The sequence below is a fragment of the Agromyces sp. Y558 genome (assembly GCF_059445415.1).
On record NZ_JCAIUH010000002.1, the window covers coordinates 236424 to 257907 of the forward strand.

The 21484-nt window shown below is 66.5% G+C and carries 16 protein-coding genes and 2 tRNA genes; 12 read left to right on the forward strand and 6 right to left on the reverse strand.

Going from position 1 to position 21484, the window contains the following annotated elements:
- Positions 1-81: 81 nt before the first annotated feature.
- Entirely contained in the window at positions 82-1032 is a 951-nt protein-coding gene (gene nudC / locus AC1C2T_RS12905) for an NAD(+) diphosphatase (RefSeq protein ID WP_495360594.1), read from the forward strand.
- Positions 1017-2792: an ATP-dependent helicase gene (locus tag AC1C2T_RS12910; RefSeq protein WP_495360593.1), complete on the forward strand. Its 1776-nt coding sequence runs from the start codon at positions 1017-1019 to the stop codon at positions 2790-2792. Before nudC ends, AC1C2T_RS12910 begins: the two co-directional genes overlap by 16 nt.
- 920 nt (positions 2793-3712) lie before the next feature.
- On the opposite strand, the gene AC1C2T_RS12915 is transcribed toward AC1C2T_RS12910, so the two are convergent.
- Positions 3713-5032 carry a zinc-dependent metalloprotease gene (locus tag AC1C2T_RS12915; RefSeq protein WP_495360843.1) on the reverse strand — a complete coding sequence of 440 codons (1320 nt, stop codon included), beginning with the start codon at positions 5030-5032 and terminating at the stop codon, positions 3713-3715.
- Between the two features lie 220 nt (positions 5033-5252).
- Here AC1C2T_RS12915 and AC1C2T_RS12920 point away from each other — a divergent pair, with 220 nt between their 5' ends.
- The 3 genes from AC1C2T_RS12920 (at position 5253) to AC1C2T_RS12930 (ending at position 10217) form a co-directional block, all read left to right on the forward strand.
- Positions 5253-6377, forward strand: coding sequence for a YlbL family protein (locus AC1C2T_RS12920; protein ID WP_495385577.1), 1125 nt, complete (start codon positions 5253-5255; stop codon positions 6375-6377).
- A gap of 131 nt (positions 6378-6508) precedes the next feature.
- Positions 6509-9340 carry a UPF0182 family membrane protein gene (locus tag AC1C2T_RS12925; RefSeq protein WP_495385784.1) on the forward strand — a complete coding sequence of 944 codons (2832 nt, stop codon included), beginning with the start codon at positions 6509-6511 and terminating at the stop codon, positions 9338-9340.
- Position 9341: 1 nt separating this feature from the next.
- Positions 9342-10217: a class I SAM-dependent methyltransferase gene (locus tag AC1C2T_RS12930; protein ID WP_495385578.1), complete on the forward strand. Its 876-nt coding sequence runs from the start codon at positions 9342-9344 to the stop codon at positions 10215-10217.
- A gap of 32 nt (positions 10218-10249) precedes the next feature.
- On the opposite strand, the gene AC1C2T_RS12935 is transcribed toward AC1C2T_RS12930, so the two are convergent.
- Complete coding sequence (locus AC1C2T_RS12935) at positions 10250-11635, reverse strand: glycoside hydrolase family 18 protein (RefSeq protein WP_495385579.1); 1386 nt, start codon at positions 11633-11635, stop codon at positions 10250-10252.
- Positions 11636-11886: 251 nt separating this feature from the next.
- On the opposite strand from AC1C2T_RS12935, the gene AC1C2T_RS12940 reads away from it, so the two are divergent.
- Positions 11887-11960: transfer RNA gene (locus tag AC1C2T_RS12940), tRNA-Met, on the forward strand.
- 145 nt (positions 11961-12105) lie between these two features.
- Here AC1C2T_RS12940 and AC1C2T_RS12945 read toward each other — a convergent pair.
- Positions 12106-13761: an MDR family MFS transporter gene (locus tag AC1C2T_RS12945; protein WP_495385580.1), complete on the reverse strand. Its 1656-nt coding sequence runs from the start codon at positions 13759-13761 to the stop codon at positions 12106-12108.
- A 461-nt stretch (positions 13762-14222) separates the two neighbouring features.
- Here AC1C2T_RS12945 and AC1C2T_RS12950 point away from each other — a divergent pair.
- Positions 14223-14299, forward strand: a tRNA-Met gene (locus AC1C2T_RS12950).
- Positions 14300-14421: 122 nt separating this feature from the next.
- Here the strand turns inward: AC1C2T_RS12950 and AC1C2T_RS12955 are convergent.
- Positions 14422-15417, reverse strand: coding sequence for a Glu/Leu/Phe/Val family dehydrogenase (locus AC1C2T_RS12955; RefSeq protein WP_495385581.1), 996 nt, complete (start codon positions 15415-15417; stop codon positions 14422-14424).
- A gap of 194 nt (positions 15418-15611) precedes the next feature.
- Between AC1C2T_RS12955 and AC1C2T_RS12960 the strand changes: the two genes are divergently transcribed.
- From AC1C2T_RS12960 to AC1C2T_RS12975, 4 genes are read left to right on the forward strand one after another with little or no spacing between them, the layout of a single operon-like run.
- Positions 15612-16211: a TetR/AcrR family transcriptional regulator gene (locus tag AC1C2T_RS12960; protein WP_495385582.1), complete on the forward strand. Its 600-nt coding sequence runs from the start codon at positions 15612-15614 to the stop codon at positions 16209-16211.
- Positions 16204-16908, forward strand: a complete 705-nt coding sequence (locus AC1C2T_RS12965; protein ID WP_495385583.1) for a VC0807 family protein — start codon at positions 16204-16206, stop codon at positions 16906-16908. The genes AC1C2T_RS12960 and AC1C2T_RS12965 overlap by 8 nt, the downstream gene beginning before the upstream one ends.
- A complete protein-coding gene (locus AC1C2T_RS12970) occupies positions 16905-18401 on the forward strand; it encodes a carboxylesterase/lipase family protein (protein ID WP_495385584.1) in 1497 nt (498 codons plus the stop codon). The genes AC1C2T_RS12965 and AC1C2T_RS12970 overlap by 4 nt, the downstream gene beginning before the upstream one ends.
- A 9-nt stretch (positions 18402-18410) precedes the next feature.
- The gene (locus tag AC1C2T_RS12975; protein ID WP_495385585.1) at positions 18411-18854 is read left to right on the forward strand and encodes a PPOX class F420-dependent oxidoreductase; all 444 of its coding nucleotides are present in this window, start codon (positions 18411-18413) and stop codon (positions 18852-18854) included.
- Between the two features lie 84 nt (positions 18855-18938).
- Here the strand turns inward: AC1C2T_RS12975 and AC1C2T_RS12980 are convergent, their stop codons facing one another.
- Positions 18939-19550 (reverse strand): hypothetical protein, encoded by a 612-nt coding sequence (locus AC1C2T_RS12980; protein ID WP_495385586.1) that lies wholly within the window; start codon positions 19548-19550, stop codon positions 18939-18941.
- Here AC1C2T_RS12980 and AC1C2T_RS12985 point away from each other — a divergent pair.
- Positions 19540-19701, forward strand: coding sequence for a hypothetical protein (locus AC1C2T_RS12985; protein WP_495385587.1), 162 nt, complete (start codon positions 19540-19542; stop codon positions 19699-19701). The two genes, AC1C2T_RS12980 and AC1C2T_RS12985, sit on opposite strands and share 11 nt — an antisense overlap.
- 165 nt (positions 19702-19866) lie before the next feature.
- Here AC1C2T_RS12985 and AC1C2T_RS12990 read toward each other — a convergent pair whose 3' ends face one another.
- Positions 19867-21324 (reverse strand): MFS transporter, encoded by a 1458-nt coding sequence (locus AC1C2T_RS12990; RefSeq protein ID WP_495385588.1) that lies wholly within the window; start codon positions 21322-21324, stop codon positions 19867-19869.
- Positions 21325-21484 lie beyond the last annotated feature (160 nt).

Sequence of the window (21484 nt, forward strand, 5' to 3'; positions counted from 1 at the left end):
AAGCGGGCTTCTCGCGGCTGGGAGCGACCGCCACGCCTTCCGGCAGACTCCGACTCCGACCCGGGCATCGAGAGGTGGCATGTGACCGAAACGACATCGCCGGTTTTCGCGCGTTCGACGATCGACCGGGATGCCGCATCGCGGGCCGATCCAGGACTCGAGGCGTCGCTCGATGCCGACCCCGAGACCCGCGTCATCGCCGTGCACCGAGGCCGCGCCCTCATCGCCGAACGGGTCGACGGTTCGGCGCCGGCGCTGCAACTGGCCGTCGCTGCAGGGTTGCCGGCGCCCCTCCTTCGCTGCTACCTCGGTCGTGAGGCAGACGTCAGGTTCGAGCTGCGGGTCTTCGACGAGGATGCCGCGAGCACGATCGAACCCGAAGATGCACGCTGGCAGGGCCTCCGCGACGCGGCGCCGGTGCTCAGCGAACGGGATGCGAGCCTCTTCGCCGAAGCGCTGGCGCTCGCCAACTGGCATGAGCGGCACGTGCGGTGTCCGCGATGCGGGGCGGCGACCGAGAGCGAGCAGGCGGGCTGGGCGCGACGCTGCACCGCCGACGGCAGCCAGCACTTCCCGCGTACCGACCCGGCCGTGATCGTGCTCGTGACCGACGACGACGACCGGGTGCTGCTCGGCTCGAACGCGCTCTGGGCGCAGCACCGGTTCTCACTGCTCGCGGGCTTCGTCGAGCCCGGTGAGACGCTCGAGGCCGCTGTCATCCGCGAGATCGGTGAGGAGGCCGGCATCGAGGTCGACCGGGTCGAGTATGTCGCGTCCCAGCCGTGGCCGTTCCCGGCGAGTCTCATGCTCGGCTTCAGTGCGCGGGTAGCGCCGTCGGTCGCACCGTCATCGGCGGTGCCCGATGGCGAGGAGATCCTCGAGCTGCGCTGGTTCACGCGTGACGAGCTCGCTGCCGCGCGTGCCGATGTCGGCCTGCCGGGTGAGACTTCGATCGCACGTTGGTTGCTCGAGCGCTGGTACGGCGGACCTCTCGACCCCGAGGGGATCGGGCCCGCATGGTCGACGTCGTGACCGAGGCATCCGACCCGCTGCTCGATGCGCTCGACGACGAGCAGCGGGTCGCGGCCGAGGCATTGCTCGGTCCGGTGTGCGTGCTCGCGGGTGCAGGCACGGGCAAGACTCGGGCGATCACGCACCGCATCGCGTACGGAGTGGCGTCGGGCGCCTACGACCCTGCGCGCGTGATGGCGCTCACCTTCACGTCGCGAGCCGCCGCCGAGCTGCGGGCGCGGCTGCGGGCGCTCGGTGCCGGCGGAGTGCAGGCGCGCACGTTCCACGCTGCGGCGCTGGCGCAGTTGAACCACTTCTGGCCCATCGTCGTCGGCGGCGGTGCGCCGCGGGTGCTCGAGTACAAGGGCAGGCTGCTCGGCCAGGCCGCTGAACGCGCACGAGTGCGAGTCGACGCCGCGACGCTGCGCGACGTTGCGGCCGAGATCGAGTGGCGCAAGGTCGCCTGCGTCGGGCCCGACGCGTACACGGCACGGCTCGCCGCCCGCGGGGTTCCCGGCAATCTCACGGCGGAGCAGTTCCTCGCACTTGTCGACGCCTACGAGTCGCTGAAAGACGAGCGGCGAATGCTCGACTTCGAAGACGTGCTGCTCGCGACGGCCGGAATGATCGAGTCCGAGGCATCCGTGGCCATGCATGTGCGCGAGAGTTATCGGCACTTCATCGTCGACGAGTACCAGGACGTCTCGCCCGCCCAGCAGCAGTTGCTCGACCTCTGGCTCGGTGGTCGTCGCGATCTGTGCGTGGTGGGCGACGCGAGCCAGACGATCTACTCGTTCGCAGGCGCGAGCGCCGATTACCTGCTCGACTTCGAGCGTCGGTTCGAGGGCGCGACGGTCGTGCGCCTCGAACGCAACTACCGGTCGACGGCGGCGATCATCGACGTCGCGAACCGGCTCATGCGCGGTCGTGCGGGCGCCCTGCGGCTCGAGGCGGTCGTCGGCGAAGCGGTTGCCCCGGCGCCGGCGGCTTCCGCCGAGCCGACGATCGTCGAGTACGCCGACGACCTCGCCGAGGCTCGGGGCGTCGCGACTCGCGTTCGCGCGCGCATCGATGCGGGTATCCCGCCCGAGTCGATCGCGGTGCTCATGCGAGTGAACTCCCAGTCGGCGATCCTCGAGCGTGCGCTCGAGGAGGTCGGCGTCGGGTCGAGGGTGCGCGGCGCCGCACGGTTCTTCGACCAGCCCGAGGTGCGCGAGGCGGTGCACGCGTTGCGCGCGGCCGCACTCACGATCGCGGGCGAGCCGCTGTTCAAGTCGGTCAGCGATGTGCTGCGCGCCCTCGGCTGGACCGCGCAGGCTCCCGACGGCCCCGGCGCGGTGCGCGCCCGCTGGGAGTCGCTGAATGCGATCGCCCGACTCGTCGACGACGCACCGCCGGGTACCACGTTCCGCACCTTCGCCGACGAGCTGCGCGCCCGCGCCGAGGCGCAACACGAGCCGACGGTCGCCGCGGTGACGCTCGCGACCCTGCACTCGGCCAAGGGCCTGGAGTGGAACGAGGTGTTCATCGTCGGCCTCACGGAGGGCATGCTCCCGATCGCATATGCGAAGGGGCTCGAGGCGATCGACGAAGAGCGGCGGTTGCTGTACGTCGGCATCACGCGGGCACGGCTGCGCCTCGAACTGAGCTGGCCGCGCCAGGGCGGCGGATACCGAGGCGAACGGGAGCCGTCACGGTTCCTGCAGGAGCTCGGCACCCGCACTCGGGATGCGCCGGGTGGAGCGTCTGCCGCACGCGGGCGCCGGGCTGCGCGAGCCTGAGCGAGGCGTCGCGCAGTCGCTCGAGCCCGTGGGCGAGTCGATCGTCGACGAGGGATGCGGCCAGGGCGGCGGCATCGTGCGCCGCCCGCGGCGTGCAGCTCGCCGCCGGTCGCCCCGCGAGTTGGGCTGCGACCACCGGCCACGCCGGGTCGTCGTCGCGCCGGGCGAGGTCGAGGCAGCGCAGGCACGGACCGCGCCCGGGCTCGACCAACGGACCGACGCGCGTGCCCTCATCGTCGAAGACGATGGCGAGGTGAGGTACGTCGCCCCTGAGCCAGGGCAGGTGCCGTGCGGGGGAGATCACCCATGGGGCGACGATGACGGCGAGTGCGATGTCGCCGGGGTCGGCTGCGGCAGCGGCCTCCTCAGCGGGCAGCGTCTCGTAGTCGAGGGTGGCGAGGTTCGCGGCGAGCAGGCGCGCGATGGCGGGTGGTGCGTCGAGGGCGACGAGGAGCGGTGAGCGAGCGGATGCCGCGGCATCCGCTCGGCCCGATGCAGGACCCGATGCAGGACCCGATGCGGGACCCGATGCGGTGCCCGATACGGTGGCGGCGGTCGTCTCAGGTGCTGCCCGGCGTGCCGCCTCGGGCGCAGTCGGGGGTGCTGCCTCGAACGCCGGTGCGAGCACGTCGAGCAATGCTTGCACGTCGCCCGACGAACCGCCGAGCCCCGCGCCGATCGTCTGCAGCGTGCGCACCGAGACGCCGTGACGTAGGGCCGTGATCAGTCCGGTCTCGAACTCACCCGGCTCGCTCAGCACCACGCGCGGCGTTGCTCCGAGCTGCAGCTCGGTCGGCGTGCGCCAGACGAGGGGGAGGTTCGGATCGATGCGCGGTGACATGCCGAGAGCTTGCCCGAATCGCGCGGGTCACCGTGGAATTCCTCCACAGGCTGCGCCCGAAGCAGCCTGCCGCTGCCACTCAGGCGGTCGGTTCCTCGCCGTCTTCGCCCGGTGCTGCCGGTGTCTCGCCGCGGAGGAGCTGCTCGAGCGCCTGGTCGAACTCGTCGTCGGCTTCGGCCTCGGCGGTGTCTGTGCCCGTGAGGCGCGCGACGAGGCGAGCCGGATCGTCGAGGTCTTCAGAGGTCGGCAGGAGGTCGGGGTGGGACCAGAGAGCGTCGCGCGCCTCGACGCCGACGGCGTCGGTGACGGCCCGCCACATGGCGGTCGCCTCACGAAGGCGGCGGGGGCGGAGCTCGAGACCGACGAGCGTCGCGAATGCGGACTCCGCCGGGCCGCCAGAGGCGCGACGACGACGGATCGATTCCGCGATCGCGTCGGACTTCGGCAGTCGCCCGGTCGCATCGGCCGTGGCCGCGTCGACCCAGCCCTCGACGAGGGCGAGCATCGTCTCGAGCCGCGCGAGGGCGGCCTGTTGCGGTTCGCTCTTGGCCCGGATGAGGGCGCCGTTGACGACCGCGTTGCGGAGTTCTTCGGTGTTCGAGGGGTCGAACCCCTCGGCGAGTTCTTCGAGCCGGTCGGTGTCGATGTCGATGCCGCGGGCGAACGTCGTGATCGCGGTGATCAGGTGGAGCCGCAACCACCGTGCGTGCCGGAAGAGTCGCGCGTGCGCGAGTTCGCGCACGGCGAGGTAGAGCTCGACCTGGTCGGTCGGGATGTCGAGGTCTTCGCCGAACGTCGCCGCGTTCTGCGGCAGGATCGCAGCGCGTCCGTCGTCGAACAGCGGGATGCCGACGTCGCCGCCGGAGACCACCTCGGTGGCGAGCTGGCCGACGACCTGCCCGAGCTGCATGGCGAACAGCGCACCGCCGATGCCGCGCATCATGCGGCTCGCGCCTTCGATCATCTCGCGCATCTCTTCGGGTGCCTGCTCGCTCATGACCCGGGTGAGCGCATCGGAGATGGAGAGCGCGACGGGCTCGGCCAGTTGCGACCAGATGGGCATCGTCGCGGTGACCCACGCACGCCGGGTGAGCAGTTCGGGGGTGCCGGGCAGTGCGCCGAAATCGACAGCCTCATCGAGCCACAGGGATGCCACTTGGAATGCCTGGCCGAGCCGGGCACGTTCTTCATCGGTGATCTGGCGCTGGTCGGTTGCGGCGCGCTCTTCGCCCTGGCGAAGAGCGACGCTCCAGTCGATGCCGTCATCGGCGCGGTTCATCGCCTGCTGCAACTGCCCGAACAGCGCCGCGAGGCTCGCCGGGTCGTTGGGCAGACCTGCGGCGCCCGCGAGGCTCGACGGATCGATGCCGCCTTCACCCGAGAGCAGCTCGCGGAGCATCTCTCGGAACTCGTCTTCGGGGCTCCGGTCGTCGGGCTCATCATGCCGATCGGCCACTCTCGCCACCTCCCAGTCGCGTCATGTCAACCGTAACGCGGAGGCACGGCCGTGTGTCTGGGAAATGGCCTAGGCTGGGCGTTCCGGGTGTCCGCCCTTCGCGAACAGCGCCGGCCCCGGCGCTTGCAACAGCGACGACCCGTCGCCCCGGAAGGAATGTGGGATGGCCCTCTTCTCCGACGAGCCATCGGCGTCGTCTTCGCAGCCGGCGCGCCACGGTCGCCGTTCGCTCGCTGAACGCATCGGCTGGAGCGCCCTCACGGTCGCGATCATGATCGGCATTGTCTTCGCGCTGCTGCCGTCGCCGTACGTGATCGAGCAGCCCGGACCCGTTTACGACACGCTCGGCGTTGCCGAGAACGGCGACGACGAAGAAGTGCCGCTCATCGAGATCCTCGACGAGACCACCTTCCCCACCGACGGCGAGCTCAACCTCCTGACCGTTTCGATCGTCGGTCGGCCCGGCCAGACGCCGAGCTGGCTCGAGGTGCTTGCTGCCTGGTTCGATCGCACACGCTCGGTCGTGCCGGTCGAAGCGATCTTCCCGCCCGGCGTCAGCAACGAAGATCGTGACGCGCAGAACGAAGCGGCGATGGTCGATTCGCAACAGGATGCGATCGCGGCGGCGCTCGTCGAGCTCGGGTACGACTTCCCGCGCGAAGTCACCGTCGCCGGGCTCCTCGAGGGGTCGCCGGCCGACGGCATCATCGAGGCGGGCGACGTGATCGTCTCGCTCGACGGCACCCAGGTGAATTCGATCGGCGAGCTTCAAGCGGCGGTGCGCGAGCACGGTTCGGATTCCCCTGCGACGATCGAACTCATCCGCGACGGTTCCCCGCTGACCGTCGAGGTGACCCCCGTCTCCCGCGACGGAGTCGCCGTGCTCGGTGTGGGGGTGCGCATGCACTACGAATTCCCGATCGATGTCGAATTGCAACTCGACAACGTCGGCGGACCGAGTGCGGGCATGATGTTCGCTCTCGGCATCGTCGACAAGTTGACGCCGGGTGCGATGACGGGCGGCGAGATCGTCGCGGGTACGGGAACGATCGACTCGGCCGGTGCCGTGGGGCCGATCGGCGGCATCCAGCAGAAGCTCTGGGGTGCCGAAAGAGCCGGTGCCGACTGGTTCCTCGCTCCCGAGGCGAACTGCGACGAGGTCATGGGGAATGTTCCCGACGGGGTCTACGTCTTCGCGGTGTCCACCCTCGATCAGGCGCGTTCGATCGTCGAAGACGTCGCAGATGGGCAGATCACGGGCAGCTACCCATCGTGCCCGGCCGCCTGAACAGCCGATTCCAAGGAACGCGACTCTAGGATGGAGTCTCGATCCCAACCCGACCGAACACGAGGCCGAGAGTGTCAGCACAGCCGCAGGAACCGAGGACTCAGCGCCGTCGCGCGCCGATAGCCATCACGATCGGTGTGGTGGCAGTTCTCGTTATCGCCTTCTTCGCCTTCGCAGGGCTCTACGCCGACGTGCTCTGGTATGACCAGCTCGGCTTCCTCTCGGTGCTCACCACCGAGTGGATCGCCCGCATCGTGCTCTTCGCGGTCGGCTTCTTCGCCATGGCGCTGCCGGTATGGGGTTCCATTCAGATCGCGTATCGTTCGCGCCCGGTGTACGCGAAGCTGAATTCACAGCTCGACCGCTACCAAGAGGTCTTCGAGCCCCTGCGCCGGCTCGCCATGTACGGCATCCCCGTCGTGCTCGGCATCTTCGCCGGCGTCTCGGCGTCCAGCCGCTGGGAGCTCACGCTCGCTTGGTTGAACCGCACGCCGTTCGGCACCACCGATCCGCAGTTCGGGTTCGACGTCGGCTTCTTCGTCTTCGAACTTCCGTTCTTCCGTGCCGTCGTCGGGTTCGCCTCGGCAGTGCTGCTGTTGTCGGTGCTGCTCGTCATCGCCACCAACTACCTCTACGGCGCTTTGCGGGTCAGCGGCCGCGAGGTCGTCATCTCGAAGTCGGCGCGCATCCAGATCGCAGTCACCGCGGGGCTCTACCTGCTGCTCCAGGCCGTCAGCATCTGGCTCGACCAGTACGCGACCGTCACCGAGACCGGTTCTCTCTTCACGGGCGCCTCGTACACCGATGTCAATGCGACGATCCCGGGTCGCGGCATCCTGGCCGCCATCGCGGCCGTCGTCGCCATCCTGTTCTTCATCACCGCGATCATCGGACGCTGGCGTCTGCCGCTCGTCGGAACGGCCCTTCTCGTGGTCTCGAGCCTGCTCATCGGCTCGCTGTACCCGTGGGTCGTGCAGCGTTTCCAGGTCGACCCGAGCGCTCGCTCGCTCGAAGAGCCGTACATCCAGCGCAATATCGACCTCACTCGTGATGCCTACGGCGTCGCCGACGTCGAAGAGATCCCGTTCGAGGCGAAGACCGATGCCGAGTCGGGCGCGCTGCGTGCGGATGCCGCAACGACGGCAAGCATCCGCCTCATGGATCCGCTCGTGATCTCGCCGGCCTTCCAGCAGCTCGAACAGTTCCGCCAGTACTACCAGTTCCCCGAGCAGCTCGACGTCGACCGCTACGAGATCGATGGCGCGACGCAAGACACGGTCGTCGCCGTGCGCGACGTGAAGATCTCGGGCCTCGGTGACGCAGAGACCTGGTTCAACTCGCATCTCGTCTACACGCACGGGTACGGGCTCGTGGCTGCTGCAGGCAACCAGCGCTCAGTCGACGGGCAACCCGTGTTCCTGCAGTCCGGCATCCCGTCATCGGGCGTGCTCGGCGACTTCCAGCCGCGCGTGTACTTCGGAGAGGGCTCGCCGCCCTATTCGATCGTCGGCGCGCCGACGGATGCCAAGCCGATCGAGCTCGACTACCCGTCGGGCACCGAGGGCGCCGATCAGACCCAGACGACGTTCGATGGCAACGGCGGCCCGAAGCTCGACAACGCGTTCACGAAACTCGTCTACGCGCTGAAGTTCCAGTCAGAGCAGATCTTCCTCTCCGACCAGGTCTCGACCGACTCGCAGATCCTCTACGACCGCGAGCCGCTCAAACGGGTGCAGAAGGTCGCGCCGTACCTGACGCTCGATTCCGACGTCTACCCCTCGGTCGTCGATGGGCGCATCGTGTGGATCGTCGACGGATACACGCTCTCCGACCAGTACCCGTACTCCAACAAGGTCAGCATGAGCGACGCGATCGCCGACAGCGAGGGGCTCGCCCCCACTCTGGCGTTCGACGAGATCAACTACATCCGAAACTCCGTCAAGGCGACGGTCGACGCCTATGACGGCACCGTCAAGCTCTACGCGTGGGACGACGAGGACCCGATCCTGAAGACTTGGCAGAAGGTCTTCCCGACATCGATCGAGCCCATGAGCGAGATGTCGGGCGACCTCATCAGCCACGTGCGCTACCCGTCCGACCTGTTCAAGGTGCAGCGCTCGGTGCTCGGCCGCTACCACGTGACCGAGGCGATTCCGTTCTACTCGCGTGAAGACGCCTGGACGACGCCGAAGGACCCGACCGCCGAGACCGGCAGCACGTTGCTGCAGCCGCCGTACTACTTGACCATGCAGATGCCGGGTCAAGACGCTCCGAGCTACTCGCTGTACTCGACGTTCATCCCTGAGGCGCGCGGCGACCAGAGTCGAAACGTGCTTCGCGGCTACCTCGCGGTCGATGCCGATGCCGGCGCCGCCGACGGCAAGCGCGCAGAAGGGTACGGCGACCTGAGGCTCCTGACCCTGCCGGAAGACGACAACGTGCCCGGCCCGGGCCAGGTGCAGGCGAAGTTCAACTCCGACCCCACGGTCTCCCAGTCGCTGAACCTGCTGAAACAGGGACAGTCCAACGTGATCAACGGCAACCTGCTGACGGTGCCGGTGGGCGGCGGTCTGCTCTACGTGCAGCCCGTGTTCGTGGAGTCGACCGGTAACACCAGTTATCCGCTCCTGCAGAAGGTGCTCGTCGCCTTCGGCGACCAGATCGCCTTCCAAGACACGCTCGACCTCGCGCTCGACGTGCTCTTCGGCGGTGATTCCGGGGCTGATGCGGGAGACAACGAGGTGGATCCCGAAGCTGAGCCGACGCCGCCAGCCGAGGGCGAAGAGCCCACGACGCCCGCGACTCCGACCGAAGAGGTGCAGGCCCTGCTCAACGAAGCGTCGCAGGCGTTGAAGAACAAGCAGGCGGCGCTCACCGACGGAGACTGGGCGGCCTACGGCGCCGCCGATGCCCAGCTTGCGGAGATCATCGCGCAACTGCTCGTGCTCACCTCTGAGGAGTGACGTGGAGGTCGACCTGCGGGGCGGCGAATGGCTCGATGACAATCTCGCGAACTGGGATGAACGCGTCGGCGTGCACGTTGCGTCGGAGTTCTACGACCAGGAGCCGTTGCGCGCCGGCGGGGGAGTGCTCGACCCGATCACGCGCGCGGCGATCGAGCGCCTCTACCCCGACGGGCTCGAGGGTGTGCGGGTGTTGCACCTGCAGTGCCACTTCGGCTCCGACACGCTCTCCCTCGCGAACCTCGGCGCGACCGTCGTGGGCATCGACTTCTCGCCCTCGGCGATCGCGGAGGCCCGCCGGATGGCCGACGAGCTCGGTCTCGCCGAACGTGCCCGGTTCATCGAGGCGAACGTCTACGACGCTCGCCACATGCTGCCCGAGCCCGAGTCGTTCGACCTGGTTTTCACGACCTGGGGCACCATCATCTGGCTTCCGGATGTCGCGGAGTGGGCGCGCATCGTGTCGTGGTTCCTGAAGCCCGGCGGTCGGTTCTACTTCGCCGACGGTCACCCGGCGGCTCTCGTCTTCGACGACGATGGCGGTCCAGGCGGCATGCCGACGTTCGCGTACCCGTATGCGAATGCCGAGCCCGACGTGATCGACGACCCCAGCGACTACGCCGACCCCGATGCCGCCCTCGTCAACTCGCGCACGTGGGAGTGGATGCATCCGCTCAGTGAGGTGTTCGACGCCGTGCGCGGTGCAGGCCTCGCCATCGACTCCTTCCAGGAGCACTATCGCGTGCCGTGGCGTATGTTCCCGGCGACGGTCGACCTCGGCGAGGGCATGTACGGCTGGCCCGCCGAGCGCTGGCTGCCGTTGTCATTCGAGATCGTGGCGTCGCCGCAGACGTCGACGGCCGCGACCGGCAGCTGAGTGCTGCCCGACGCGGTCGCCGCGCCGCGGCCTCAGTCGAGCGGGCCCTCGTCGGCGTCGCGGAGCGCGTCGCCCAGCGCGTCGCCGAGCTCATTGCGGTAGTCGCCCGAGAGATCCCACCACATGGCGCCGCCGAAGCCCTGGCTCGCGATCCATTCGGCCTTCGCGGTGACGGACTTCGGGTCGTCGAGGCTCCACCACTCGCCGGTGGCCGCATCGAATCGCCATGAAGCGCCGAGGGCGGGGTCGAAGTAGCCCTCGCCGACGTCGCGGATCTCGTAGTACGGCTTCGTTCCGAGCGAACCCGTGGTCGCCTGCCACGCCGAGTCGCCGACGGTGACGCCCGCCCAGCCCTGGCCGTAGGCGGCCAGGCCCACATTCAGCTGGTCGGGTCGGGCACCGGCGGCCGTGTACAGGCCGACGGCGTTGTCGATCGCGAGCCCCCAGTTGTGGTCGCCGTCGGGGTGCAGGTTGCCCTGGTGACCGGTGGTGCCGGTCCATCCGCCCGCGTAGTCGTAGCCCTGAACGTTCAGCCAGTCGATGACGGCGAAGAGCCGGGGGTCGGTCCAGCCGCCGGCGTTGGTGTTCCAGCCCCCCGCCGGGGCGAAGGCGGTCAGCAGGTACTCCTCGCCGGTCTCTGCGCCGTAGGCGTCGAGCTGTGCGCGGAACTCCTCCATGAGGGCCAGGAAGTTCTCACGGTCTTCGGGCTTGGCGTTCGCGGTCTCGCCGCCGTTGACCGGCCACTCCCAGTCGACGTCGATGCCGTCGAAGATCCCTGCCGCGGCGCCGGGGCCGCCGAGCGAGCCGACCCGCGGGAGGTTTCCCTTGAGGTACACGTCGATGCAGGAGGAGACGAGGGTGGCACGGCTCTCAGGTGTCGAGGCCGCGGCCGAGAAATTGTCGGACCAGGTCCAGCCGCCGAGGGAGATGAGCACCTTGGTGTCTGGGCTCTCCTTCTTGAGCTTCAGCAGCTGGTTGAAGTTGCCCGCCAGGCGCTGGTGCTTGTTCGTCTTGTCCTTCTTGCCGTCGATCGAATCGGCGGCAGACACGAGCCGCAGGTAGTCGTTCTGCGCGTCGCCTTCACCGGGTACGTCGGTGATCTCGCACGTGAGGTTCGTCGTCACGTTGCCGAAGGCGTAGTTGAGGTGCGTGACATCCTCGATCGCGCCTGTGCGCAGGAGGTCCTCGATCTGGTAATCGCGAGTGACCGGGGTGTCCGACATGAGGTAGCCGACCGAGCGGTACCCGTTGATGTCGGTGGGGCCGGCCGAGTCGGAGTGGCCGTGTCCATGGCCGTTGCCGTGCCCATTCCCATGGCCGTTGCCGTGAGCGAGGGCGGGGGAGACCGCAGCAGCGGCGAGGAGTGCGGTGGCGACGGCGGTGATGGCCGCTCCACGGAACAGATGGCGTGGTGACATGTGAATCCTCATCGATCGTTGTCTGGCCATGCCGATCCCGATGGCCGGGACGGCTGAATGCGAACTGTTGCGGCGACAGTACCAACGCTCGAACCGTTTGGAAAGAGTCCTAACAAAGAAAGTGCGATCGAGTTCGTGCGCTCCGGGCGCCCGTCGTCGCGGTCGGGAATCGGATGCGCCGGGGCATCCGTCGTCGTGGATGCCCTCGATTGGACGGCGCTTCTGCGCCGTGCTAGAGTCAATTCTTGTGCCGCGGGGTGGAGCAGTTCGGTAGCTCGCTGGGCTCATAACCCAGAGGTCGTAGGTTCAAATCCTGCCCCCGCAACGCTGTGTTTATCAGAAGCGCCATGAGTCCCGGTCTCGTATGAGGCCGGGACTTTTGCGTTGACAGACGGAGAGTCGTCGCTCTCGCAAATGCGATGCCGCTCCGGTAGTGCAGGTCTGACCAGCCGGGTGGCCCCGTCCAGCGGCTACCGTTTTTGCGCCCGCTCGGAGTCGATCTGCTCCTGACTGATAATCGCCAGCGATGCAGTGCTCAGTGCCGCGGCGCTCGCTCCGTCGATCTCCAAACTGCCTGAGATCACGTCGCCATGGTCCAACGTCGTTTTCAGTGGGTCCTCGCGGAGGAACGAAACAATGATGGCCGCGACGAGCATCAGTGGAACCATGGCGAAGAATACGGGTGTGAGAGCGTCGCCGTACGCACCGACGATGATGTCGCGGATCGGCGCAGGCAGATCTTTTACAGACTCAGGTGTGAATGCGTTGCTCGAGCCGGCGGCTGCTGATTCGTCTGATGGCAGTCGTTCCGCCAGAAGGGTCGCGAGCCGTGACGTGAACACGGCGCCGACGATGGCAGCACCCAGCGACGAACCGATCTGACGGAAGTAGTTGTTGGTCGCTGTCGCCGTACCGACAACGGCGTTCGGGAACGTGTTCTGGACGATGAGTATCAGGTTCTGCATGCACATGCCCAAGCCCAAGCCCATGACACTCAGATATGCGCAGGTCACCCATACCTCCGTCGTCGACGACATCGTCGAAAGCAGAAACAGGCCCACAGCAGTCACGAGCGTCCCCGCTATCGGCGCCCACTTGTAGCGGCCGGTTCTGCTCACGATCTGCCCGGAGGCGACCGAGGCGACCAGCAACGAAGCCATCATCGGGACCATCAGCAGTCCCGCCTGTGTTGCGCTGGCGCCAGTCACCATCTGCAGGTAGGTCGGCGCGTATGCGAGGGTGCCGAACATGGCGACGCCGATCAAGAGACCTGCGCTGGTGCTCAGATTGAAGTTGCGCCTCCGGAACAGGTCGAGAGGCATGACCGGTTCCGCAGTGCGTCGTTCGACGAGGACGAAGCCACCCGCGGCGAGAACTGTTCCGATGATCAGACCGATGATAACGAGGGAGTCCCAATCGTAGGTTGTCCCACCCCACGTGCTGATCAGCACGAGTCCGGTCGAGGCAAGCGCGAGGAGCGCCACTCCGAATACGTCAAGCCGCAACCCGGTGGTGCTGTGCTTCGGCAGGTGAAGGAAGGCCACGGCCGCGATGATCGCGAGGATGCCCAGGGGGATGTTGATCCAGAGGCACCACCGCCAGCCGATGGCGTCGGTGAACCAGCCGCCCAGCAATGGACCCGCTACCGAGGACACCGCGAAGACGCCGCCCATGATTCCCATATAGCGACCGCGTTCTCTGGCGGGCACCACGTCGGCGATGATCGCTTGAGACAGAATCATCAACCCGCCGCCACCGAGGCCCTGCACACCGCGACCAATGATCAACCAGGTCATGTCGGGAGCGAAACCGCCGATGGTCGAGCCGATGACGAAGATCGAAATCGCGGTGATGAAGATGCCTTTGCGACCGACAAGATCACCGAGTTTTCCGTAAATCGGGAGCACGATCGTCGATGTGAGCAGGTAGATCGTGATTATCCAGCCCATCTCGTCGGCAGCGTCCAGATCCCCGACGATGGTCGGCAACGCGGTGCTGAAGATGGTTTGATCGAGGGACGCGAGCAGCATCGTCAGCATGAGTCCCGCGAAAACCAACAAGATGCTCTTCTTGTGGGCCGCGGCGGCGGCGGCAGTCGGCGTTGCGGAAGCGGGCGAATCACTCATTTGGCCTTCTCCAGTACTCGTCACTCAAGGACACAGATCGTCTCACCGAGACCCCAGAAGCCTTTCTCGAAGAACCGGAGCTCCCTCATCCTTCTCGCTGAAGGTGACCGACGCTTCTCGCTGAAGGTGACGGACGTGCATCACGGAGAGCGGCAACGCCGTTCACAGTGCGATCAGGCCCGTCGCTGATGCCTCTCGCTGACGCCTCTCCCCAGGGCGAAACGGGGCTTCTGTATTGACGCTGCCCTTGTGCTTGCTGCACTTTTGGATTATCGCATCGCTGCAGATTCTGCACAACGGCGGCCGGCATCGCGGGTGACGTGATGACAGAACAGAAGCGATGATGGTCGAAGCGGACTCGAGCGGTGACGTAGACTCAAGGGAGCATCGCATCAGGTCGACTGAGAAACATGATCTGACGAGCGTTGCTACGAGGATGATCGCCGCAAGGCGGTCGGTGCCGCGGGGTGGAGCAGTTCGGTAGCTCGCTGGGCTCATAACCCAGAGGTCGTAGGTTCAAATCCTGCCCCCGCAACCAAGGCGGTATTGGAGAATCGACCGGTTGGTTCAATGTAACGGTGCCGCAGGAAGTTCGGTCAACGTTCGTTTACTGGTCTCACGTGGTGCTTCGGCTCGATCGGGCGATGCGCGTCGCTACTGTCAACGGCTTGGTGGATCGATCGTGCGCGCGGCATGAGGCGGGTCCGCACGGCTGGCGGAGATTCTCGCCTGAGCTGCATCTATCGCCGCCTGCAAGACTGGGATGTCGTCACGCAACGCTCGTGTTAAGGCGTCTTCGACCAGCTTTCCTACCGAGCGCACGCGCGCGAATGCGTGCTGGTCGTCATGTTGGAGCAACTTCTCCTCGAGGAAGATCAGGCCGCCGGCGCTGGCTAAGAAGTCGGGGGCGTACAGAACTCCGGCCTCGGAGAGCTTGCTTGCCAGGGACGGATCAGCGAGGACGTTGTTCGCACCGCCTGCGATTATGCGGCACCGAAGTTCCTGGATCGTCGCGTCAGTGAGGACGCCTCCCAATGCGCATGGGGCGAACACGTCACAGTGCTCTCGCATCACAGCGGTCGGCGCGACTACCTCGGCCCCGTACAAGCTCGCGACTCGCACGGCCCTGCTGTGCACGATGTCGGAAATCACCACCTGGGCGTTGTCTGCTCGAAGCAGCCTCGTGAGATTCGATCCGACGTTCCCAGCGCCCTGGACCGCCACCCGCTTTCCGGCGAGGTCGCCCGATTCGCCTTGGATCCGGAGACAGGCACGAATCGACTCAACGACACCGAGTGCGGTGAATGGGGACGGGTCCCCTGAGTCACACACAGGCGAGGCAATTTGCGAGATGATTGCCATGTCGGCTTGGTCAGTTCCGACGTCATTGACAGGGACGAAGCGACCGCCGAGCGTGGCAATATACCGGGCGTGTGCCCGAAGTAGAGCCTCAGATTTATCGGTCGCCGGGTCGCCGATTATGAGACTCGCGCCGCCGCCGAGGTTGAGTCCGGCCGCGGCCGCTTTCAGCGTCATTGCTCGCGCGAGTTTCAGTCCATCGGCGACTGCTTCGGCTTCATCGGAGTACGGCCACATGCGGACGCCGCCCAACGCCGGGCCGAGCGTGGCGTCGTGAATCACGATGATGGAGCGCAATCCAGTTGCTGGGTCGGAGCCGAATAGAACTTGCGTGGCCCCGGTCGCCTCGAGCTGACGAAAGATCGATGGGTCACGACCAGGACTCGGTGACGTCTCATCCATTCGTGTTCCGTTCTTCTCGTGCCGCATCTTCGGTCGTCTCTTGAACTGTCGACTTGCATTGCTTGGTTGAGCAAGCTACTTTTTTGCTTATGCAAGCAACAACTTTGGCGGAGACTTCACGTAGGACGCAAATCGTCAGCGCGGCGATCGAGGTCATCGCGACCGAAGGGTATGCGGGCGCGTCCTTCGCGAAGATCGCAGGGCGCGCGGGACTGTCCAGCACAGGGTTGATCTCGTATCACTTCGCGACCAAGCGCGAACTCGTCGAGCAAGTCGTGGTCACGGTGTACACGCAGCTGCAGGGGTTTATGACCGCGCGGCTCGAGGGGCAGCCGACCGCGACAGCCGCACTGCGCACCTATATCGAGGGCAATGTTCGGTTCTCTGCGACACACCGTACGCAGATGCGAGCCTTGATGAACATCTTCGTGAGCGGTGGTCTCGAGTACGACGAGAACGCCGAACGGGAGGCGGCCTCTGCGATTGAGCACATCCTGGGCTGGGGCCAGGAGACCGGGGAGTTCCGCGAGTTCAATATCCGAGTGATGGCTACAAGTCTGCAACGCTCGGTCGAGGGCCCCACGTTCCTGTTCGCCCACCAGCCCGAGCTGGATCTAGATGGCTATATCCACGAGCTGGTGACCCTGTTCGACATCGCGACTCGGAGCAATGGTGGCCAGCATGAGTAACTCCGCAAGCGGCCAGCCGACCGGCACGGGCGGACTGCTCGGCACCCTGCTCATGGACCTCGTGGTTCCCGTTGCAGGGTTCTATCTGCTGCGAGCGGCGGGGCTCGATCCGGTGCTGGCCTTGATTCTCGCGGGCATACCCACGACTGCGGCCATTGCGTACCGCGCGATCCGCCAGCGCAAGGTGGATGCGGTCGGCGTCTTCGTGCTGATCGTCCTGGCTGGGAGTGTTGTCCTGACGTTCGTTACTGGAAACGCACGGTTCTTGCTCGCGAAAGAAGCCTGGTTCACCGCGGCGATCGGCATCGCGTTCTTGGTGAGCTTGCAGTTTGTGCGACCGTTCGCCTTCTCCATCGCTCGGGCGATGCTGCGGAACTCGGTGCTCGGAGCTTCACTGGCCGTGCACGCCTGGGACGAAATCTGGCAGAGCGAGCCTCGGTTTCGCCGTACGTGGCGGGTGGCAACCGTGTTCTGGGGCATCGGCCTGATCGCCGACGCCGCGGTGCGTGTAATCATGGCTTACGCCTTACCCGTGGATGTCGTCCCAGGGATTGCCGGAGCACTGTGGGCTGGCACATTCGTACTGCTGCAGCTCATTCAGCACCTCTACTTCACTCGCGTCGGCTTATGGAGCGAGCTGCGCACCCGGGCGGCCGACTCTGCCGGCAACGCGACCGAACGGAGGACAGCCAAGTGACGCAATCACGGCGTCGCGGGCGTGTGGTGCGCCTCGACTCTGGTTTGATCCGCGGTGTCGACACGGGCCCCACCCAGGTTTTCACCGGCATCCGTTATGCAGAACCGCCGGTTGGCATGCTGCGCTGGCAGCTACCGCAATCCGTGCAACCGTGGCACGGCGTCGCCGACGCCACCAAGCCCGCCAAGCTCAGCCCGCAACAGGGGGCCTTCGCGAGCATCTCTTCGGAGGATTGTCTGTTCCTCAACGTTACGGCTCCCGCGCAAGCCGCCGGCGAACCGCTTCCTGTGATGGTGTGGCTGCACGGCGGCGGCTACACCAGGGACGGCGGCGGCCTCTACGACGCGCAACGCATGGCCAGCCAAGGCGACGTCATCGTCGTGACCATCAACTACCGCCTCGGCGTTCTCGGCTACTTCGGATACCCAGGACTGCCCGGGTCGGGAAACTTCGGACTCGCCGATCAGATCGCCGCGCTGCGGTGGGTGCAGCGCAACGCGGCGGCATTCGGTGGCGACGCCGACAACGTCACTCTGTTCGGCCAATCCGCCGGCGCGATGAGCACGAGCGCGCTGCTGACCAGTCCGGCGACGACCGGCCTCTTCCATAGAGCCATCCTCCAGTCCGGATCCGGAATGCTGCGCTGGCCCAAGGGCATCATGTTCCCTGCCTCTCCTGCCCACGCCCCATACGCCGAACTGGCCGAGGTACAGGAGACCGGTGCACGCCTGGCGGAATTGGTCGGCTGCAGCGGGCCCGATGCGCTCGAGCGCCTGCGCGGGAAGCCGGTCGACGAGCTTGTCGAGCACACGCAGGATTTCGCCAACCACCTCGCCTACCACACGCCGTTGCTGCCGCTCGATCCAGCGGAGGCGATTCGCCTCGGCCGGTTCCACAGGGTTCCGGTGATGTCCGGTGGTACCCGAGACGAGATGCGCCCCTTCATCGGAGGCCTCAGCATGCACGACCCGATCACAGAAGAGCGCTACCCACAGCTGCTGCGCAACGCCTTCGACGAGAACGCAGGCGCGGTCGCCGCCCGCTACCCGCTGACCGACTACCAGTCGCCCGCGATGGCATGGGCGGCCATCACCACAGACACGTCCTGGGCATCCGACACACTGATGGGCAACCGACTCATGGCCCAACACACCCCTGTTTATGCCTACGAATTCGCGGACCGCACGGCGCCGAACATCAACGGGATCAACATCCCGGGCCTTCCCATGGGCGCAGCACACGCCTCCGACTTGCCCTATCTCTTCGACCTGGGTGGCAGCAACTTTCTCACTCGCGCGCAACAACGCCTCGCCGACACCATGGTCGACTACTGGACCACGTTCGCGCACACCGGAAATCCCAACGGCCCCCTTACACCGCCCTGGCCGCAATTCACCGGCGATGAGCCCGTGCTCCGACTCGACAATCACGCCATCAGACCAGCGCCATACCGCGCCGACCACCACTGCGACTTCTGGCAGTCACAGCAGTAACCAGCCCCCATGCCCGCATTACAGTTTCGACACGACCCACGCGACGATCAGTTCTTCGCACTGAGAACCTTCCGCGCCGACGGATCGGCGGTCAGCACACCAATCTGGCTCGCACAATCCAACGGCCGCTGGTACGGCTACACACCAAGCAGATCGTGGAAGATCAGACGCATCGGCCGCAACGGCCACGTGCAGATCGCACAATCCACCTTCCATGGCGAGCCCAGCGGAGACTGGCACGCCGGCCGTGCCCGGACACTTCCGCCCTCGCAGCTCCGCGAGGCCAAACGTGCACTTACAGCCAAATACGGCAACCGCTTCCGCCTGTTCACGATCGTGACGTTCATAGGACGACTACGCAAGCACGGTGGCCGCGCCGTCGGAATCGAAATCACACTCACCACCCCGCAGGATACCGACCAGCAACACCCAGCCCCGAGGATCCACCCCTGACCTACCCCGATCGGGCGGCATCACACAGGGACTGAAGGAATTCAGTCCCGGCCTCTTCCGTTCCTTCGGTGCTACTTGGGGTCGTTACCCGAAGATCGCTGCGATGATGTCGTGCGTGTACCCGTCAGGGCCGGTGTTCATCCACTTCGTTGCGATCCACACCCCTTCACGGAAGAAGTGGGACTCGCCGGTCTGGCCGTCGTTGCTTTTCGGCGATTCGGTCACGCAGCGGACGCCGTCTAACTCTTCGTAGCAGGAGTGCCCGACCTCGGCGAACCGTGCCTGCATCGCAGTCGACTGCTCGGCAGTGACCGCTGACACATTCGTGATGAGGCTCCGGTCGCTTCCGCCGATAGGGTTCCCCCAACGGCATGAGAGCTGCGACACGTCGCTGAGCAGTGCGATGGCTTCCTCGTCGTTCGACCCGTACATTTTCGGGGTGGCGTCGACGGCCCAGGCGGGGTTCAACACCAGCCCGCCGAAGTCCGGGGTCAGGTCGCGTGTGTAGATCCCGGCGCAATCGGCGGGCAGCGTCACCGTGGCCGGGTCGGCCGGCGGTGTCGGTTCGGTCGCCGGCGGCGTCGATTGTGGCGCGGTGCTCTGAGGCGCCGACGATGCAGGCGGTGCAGCATTGGCTTCCGTCACAGCCTTGGTCAGCACGAACACGAGGGATGCGACGACGACGATGACGGCCACCACGGACGCGCTGATCCAGAACACCGGACGTCGAAAGAAGGAGGTGCCCGGTCCGGGCGGCGTCTGCGTCACGGTCTGGGTTCTCCTCGTCAGGTTCCGGGACAGCCGGCTGCGGCCTGAGAACATCATGCCGGGTCGGTCGATCGTGTGACAATACCGGACATTCGTGGCTTCTGCGCCAGCTGGGTCCGGTCTGGGCCGAATTCATTCACCAACGCTGAAAGTGCCCAGCAAGCACAAGGCTTTCTGGATTTCCCAATTGCGCAACAAGGATGGCCCGGAACCGCAGGGGTCCGGGCCATCCCCATGCCGGCTGTCAGTCGCCTACGGCGACGGTCACGGCCGTGTCGGCCTCGGCCTCGACCTCGACCTCGACTTCGGACGTCCGCGGGCGGATCAACACGATCGCGAGCACGGCGCCCACGAGCATCGCGACGCCCGCGGCGACGAAGGCGGCCGAGTAGCCGCTCACGAACGCCTCGAGCTGGCTCGCCGAGCTGGTGACCGCGACGCCTCCGGCTGCTGCGGCGTACGCCGTCGTGAAGATCGACAGACCGAGCGAGCCGCCGATCTGCATCGCGGCGTTCGCAGTGGCGCTCGCAGCGCCGGCGTCGTGCGGGGCCACGCCGGCGAGGGCGAGGTTCTGCATCGGGACGAAGAGCATCGCCATGCCGATGCCGAGCAGCACGAGCGCGGGCAGTACCTGCACGAAGTAGTTGCCGCCGACGGTGATGAAGCTCAGGTAGAACAGGCCGACCGCGGCGAACAGCGGGCCGCCGATCATGAGCGGCCGGGCACCGTACCGCGACAGGAACTTGGTGGCGAGCGGAGCGACGAGCGAGATCACGATCGCCAGCGGCAGACTCGCGAGCCCGGCCCACATCGGCGAGAACCCGAGCACGATCTGCAGGTGGAACGTGAGATAGACGGTCGCGCCGATCATGGCGCTCCCCGCGATCGCCTGGAGCAGGAACGCACCTCCCCGCACCTTGTCGCGCACGATGCGGAGCGGAAGCAGCGGCTGGGCCACGCGAGATTCGATCCAGACGAAGAGGGCGAGCAGCACCACGCCGGCGGCGATGAATCCGATCGTTCCGACCGAGACCCAGCTCTCCTCGGCGAGCGTGAAGCCGTAGACGAGGGAGCCGAGGCCGAGGGCGACGGTGATGACGCCGAGCCAGTCGTAGCGGTTCTTGCCCTCGGCCTTGCTCTCGGTCACGAGGAGTGCACCCGCCACGAAGACGACGATCACGATGGGCACGTTGACGAGCAGGCACCACCGCCAGTCGACGAACTCGGTCAGGATGCCGCCGAGCAAGAGACCGACGCCTGCGCCCGCGCCGGCCACCGCGCCGAAGACGGCGAATGCCGTGTTGCGCTCACGGCCCCCGGGGAACGTGACCGTCAGGAGTGCCAGCGCCGCGGGCGCCATGAGGGCGGCGAAGACGCCCTGGAGGCCGCGGGCGAGGATCAGTTCGCCTCCGGTCTGGGCGATTCCGCCGATGACGGATGCCACGCCGAAGCCGACCATGCCGACCAGGAACGTGCGCTTGCGCCCCCAGTAGTCGGCGATGCGTCCGCCGAACAGGAGGAGTGCCCCGAATGCCAGGGCGTAGGCGGTGACGACCCACTGGCGCTCGACGTCGCTGAGCCCGAGTGCGATCTGGGCTTGGGGGAGCGCGATGTTGACGATGGTGCCGTCGAGCACGACGATGAGTTGCGTCAGCGCGAGGATCACGAGAACCCACCAGCGCCGGGAGGAGGATTTGGACATGGGCGTAGCCCGCCTTTCGAATGAGAACGCGTGAATGCCGGGGTTTCCAGCCCGGATCGTTGCGCCCTCCGGCGGCTCGACCACGCCAACATCGGAGTTGGCCAGACGATCATTCTAGCGAGCGAGGCTGAGGAATCAGGAAAAGGCGTGGGATGTCCGC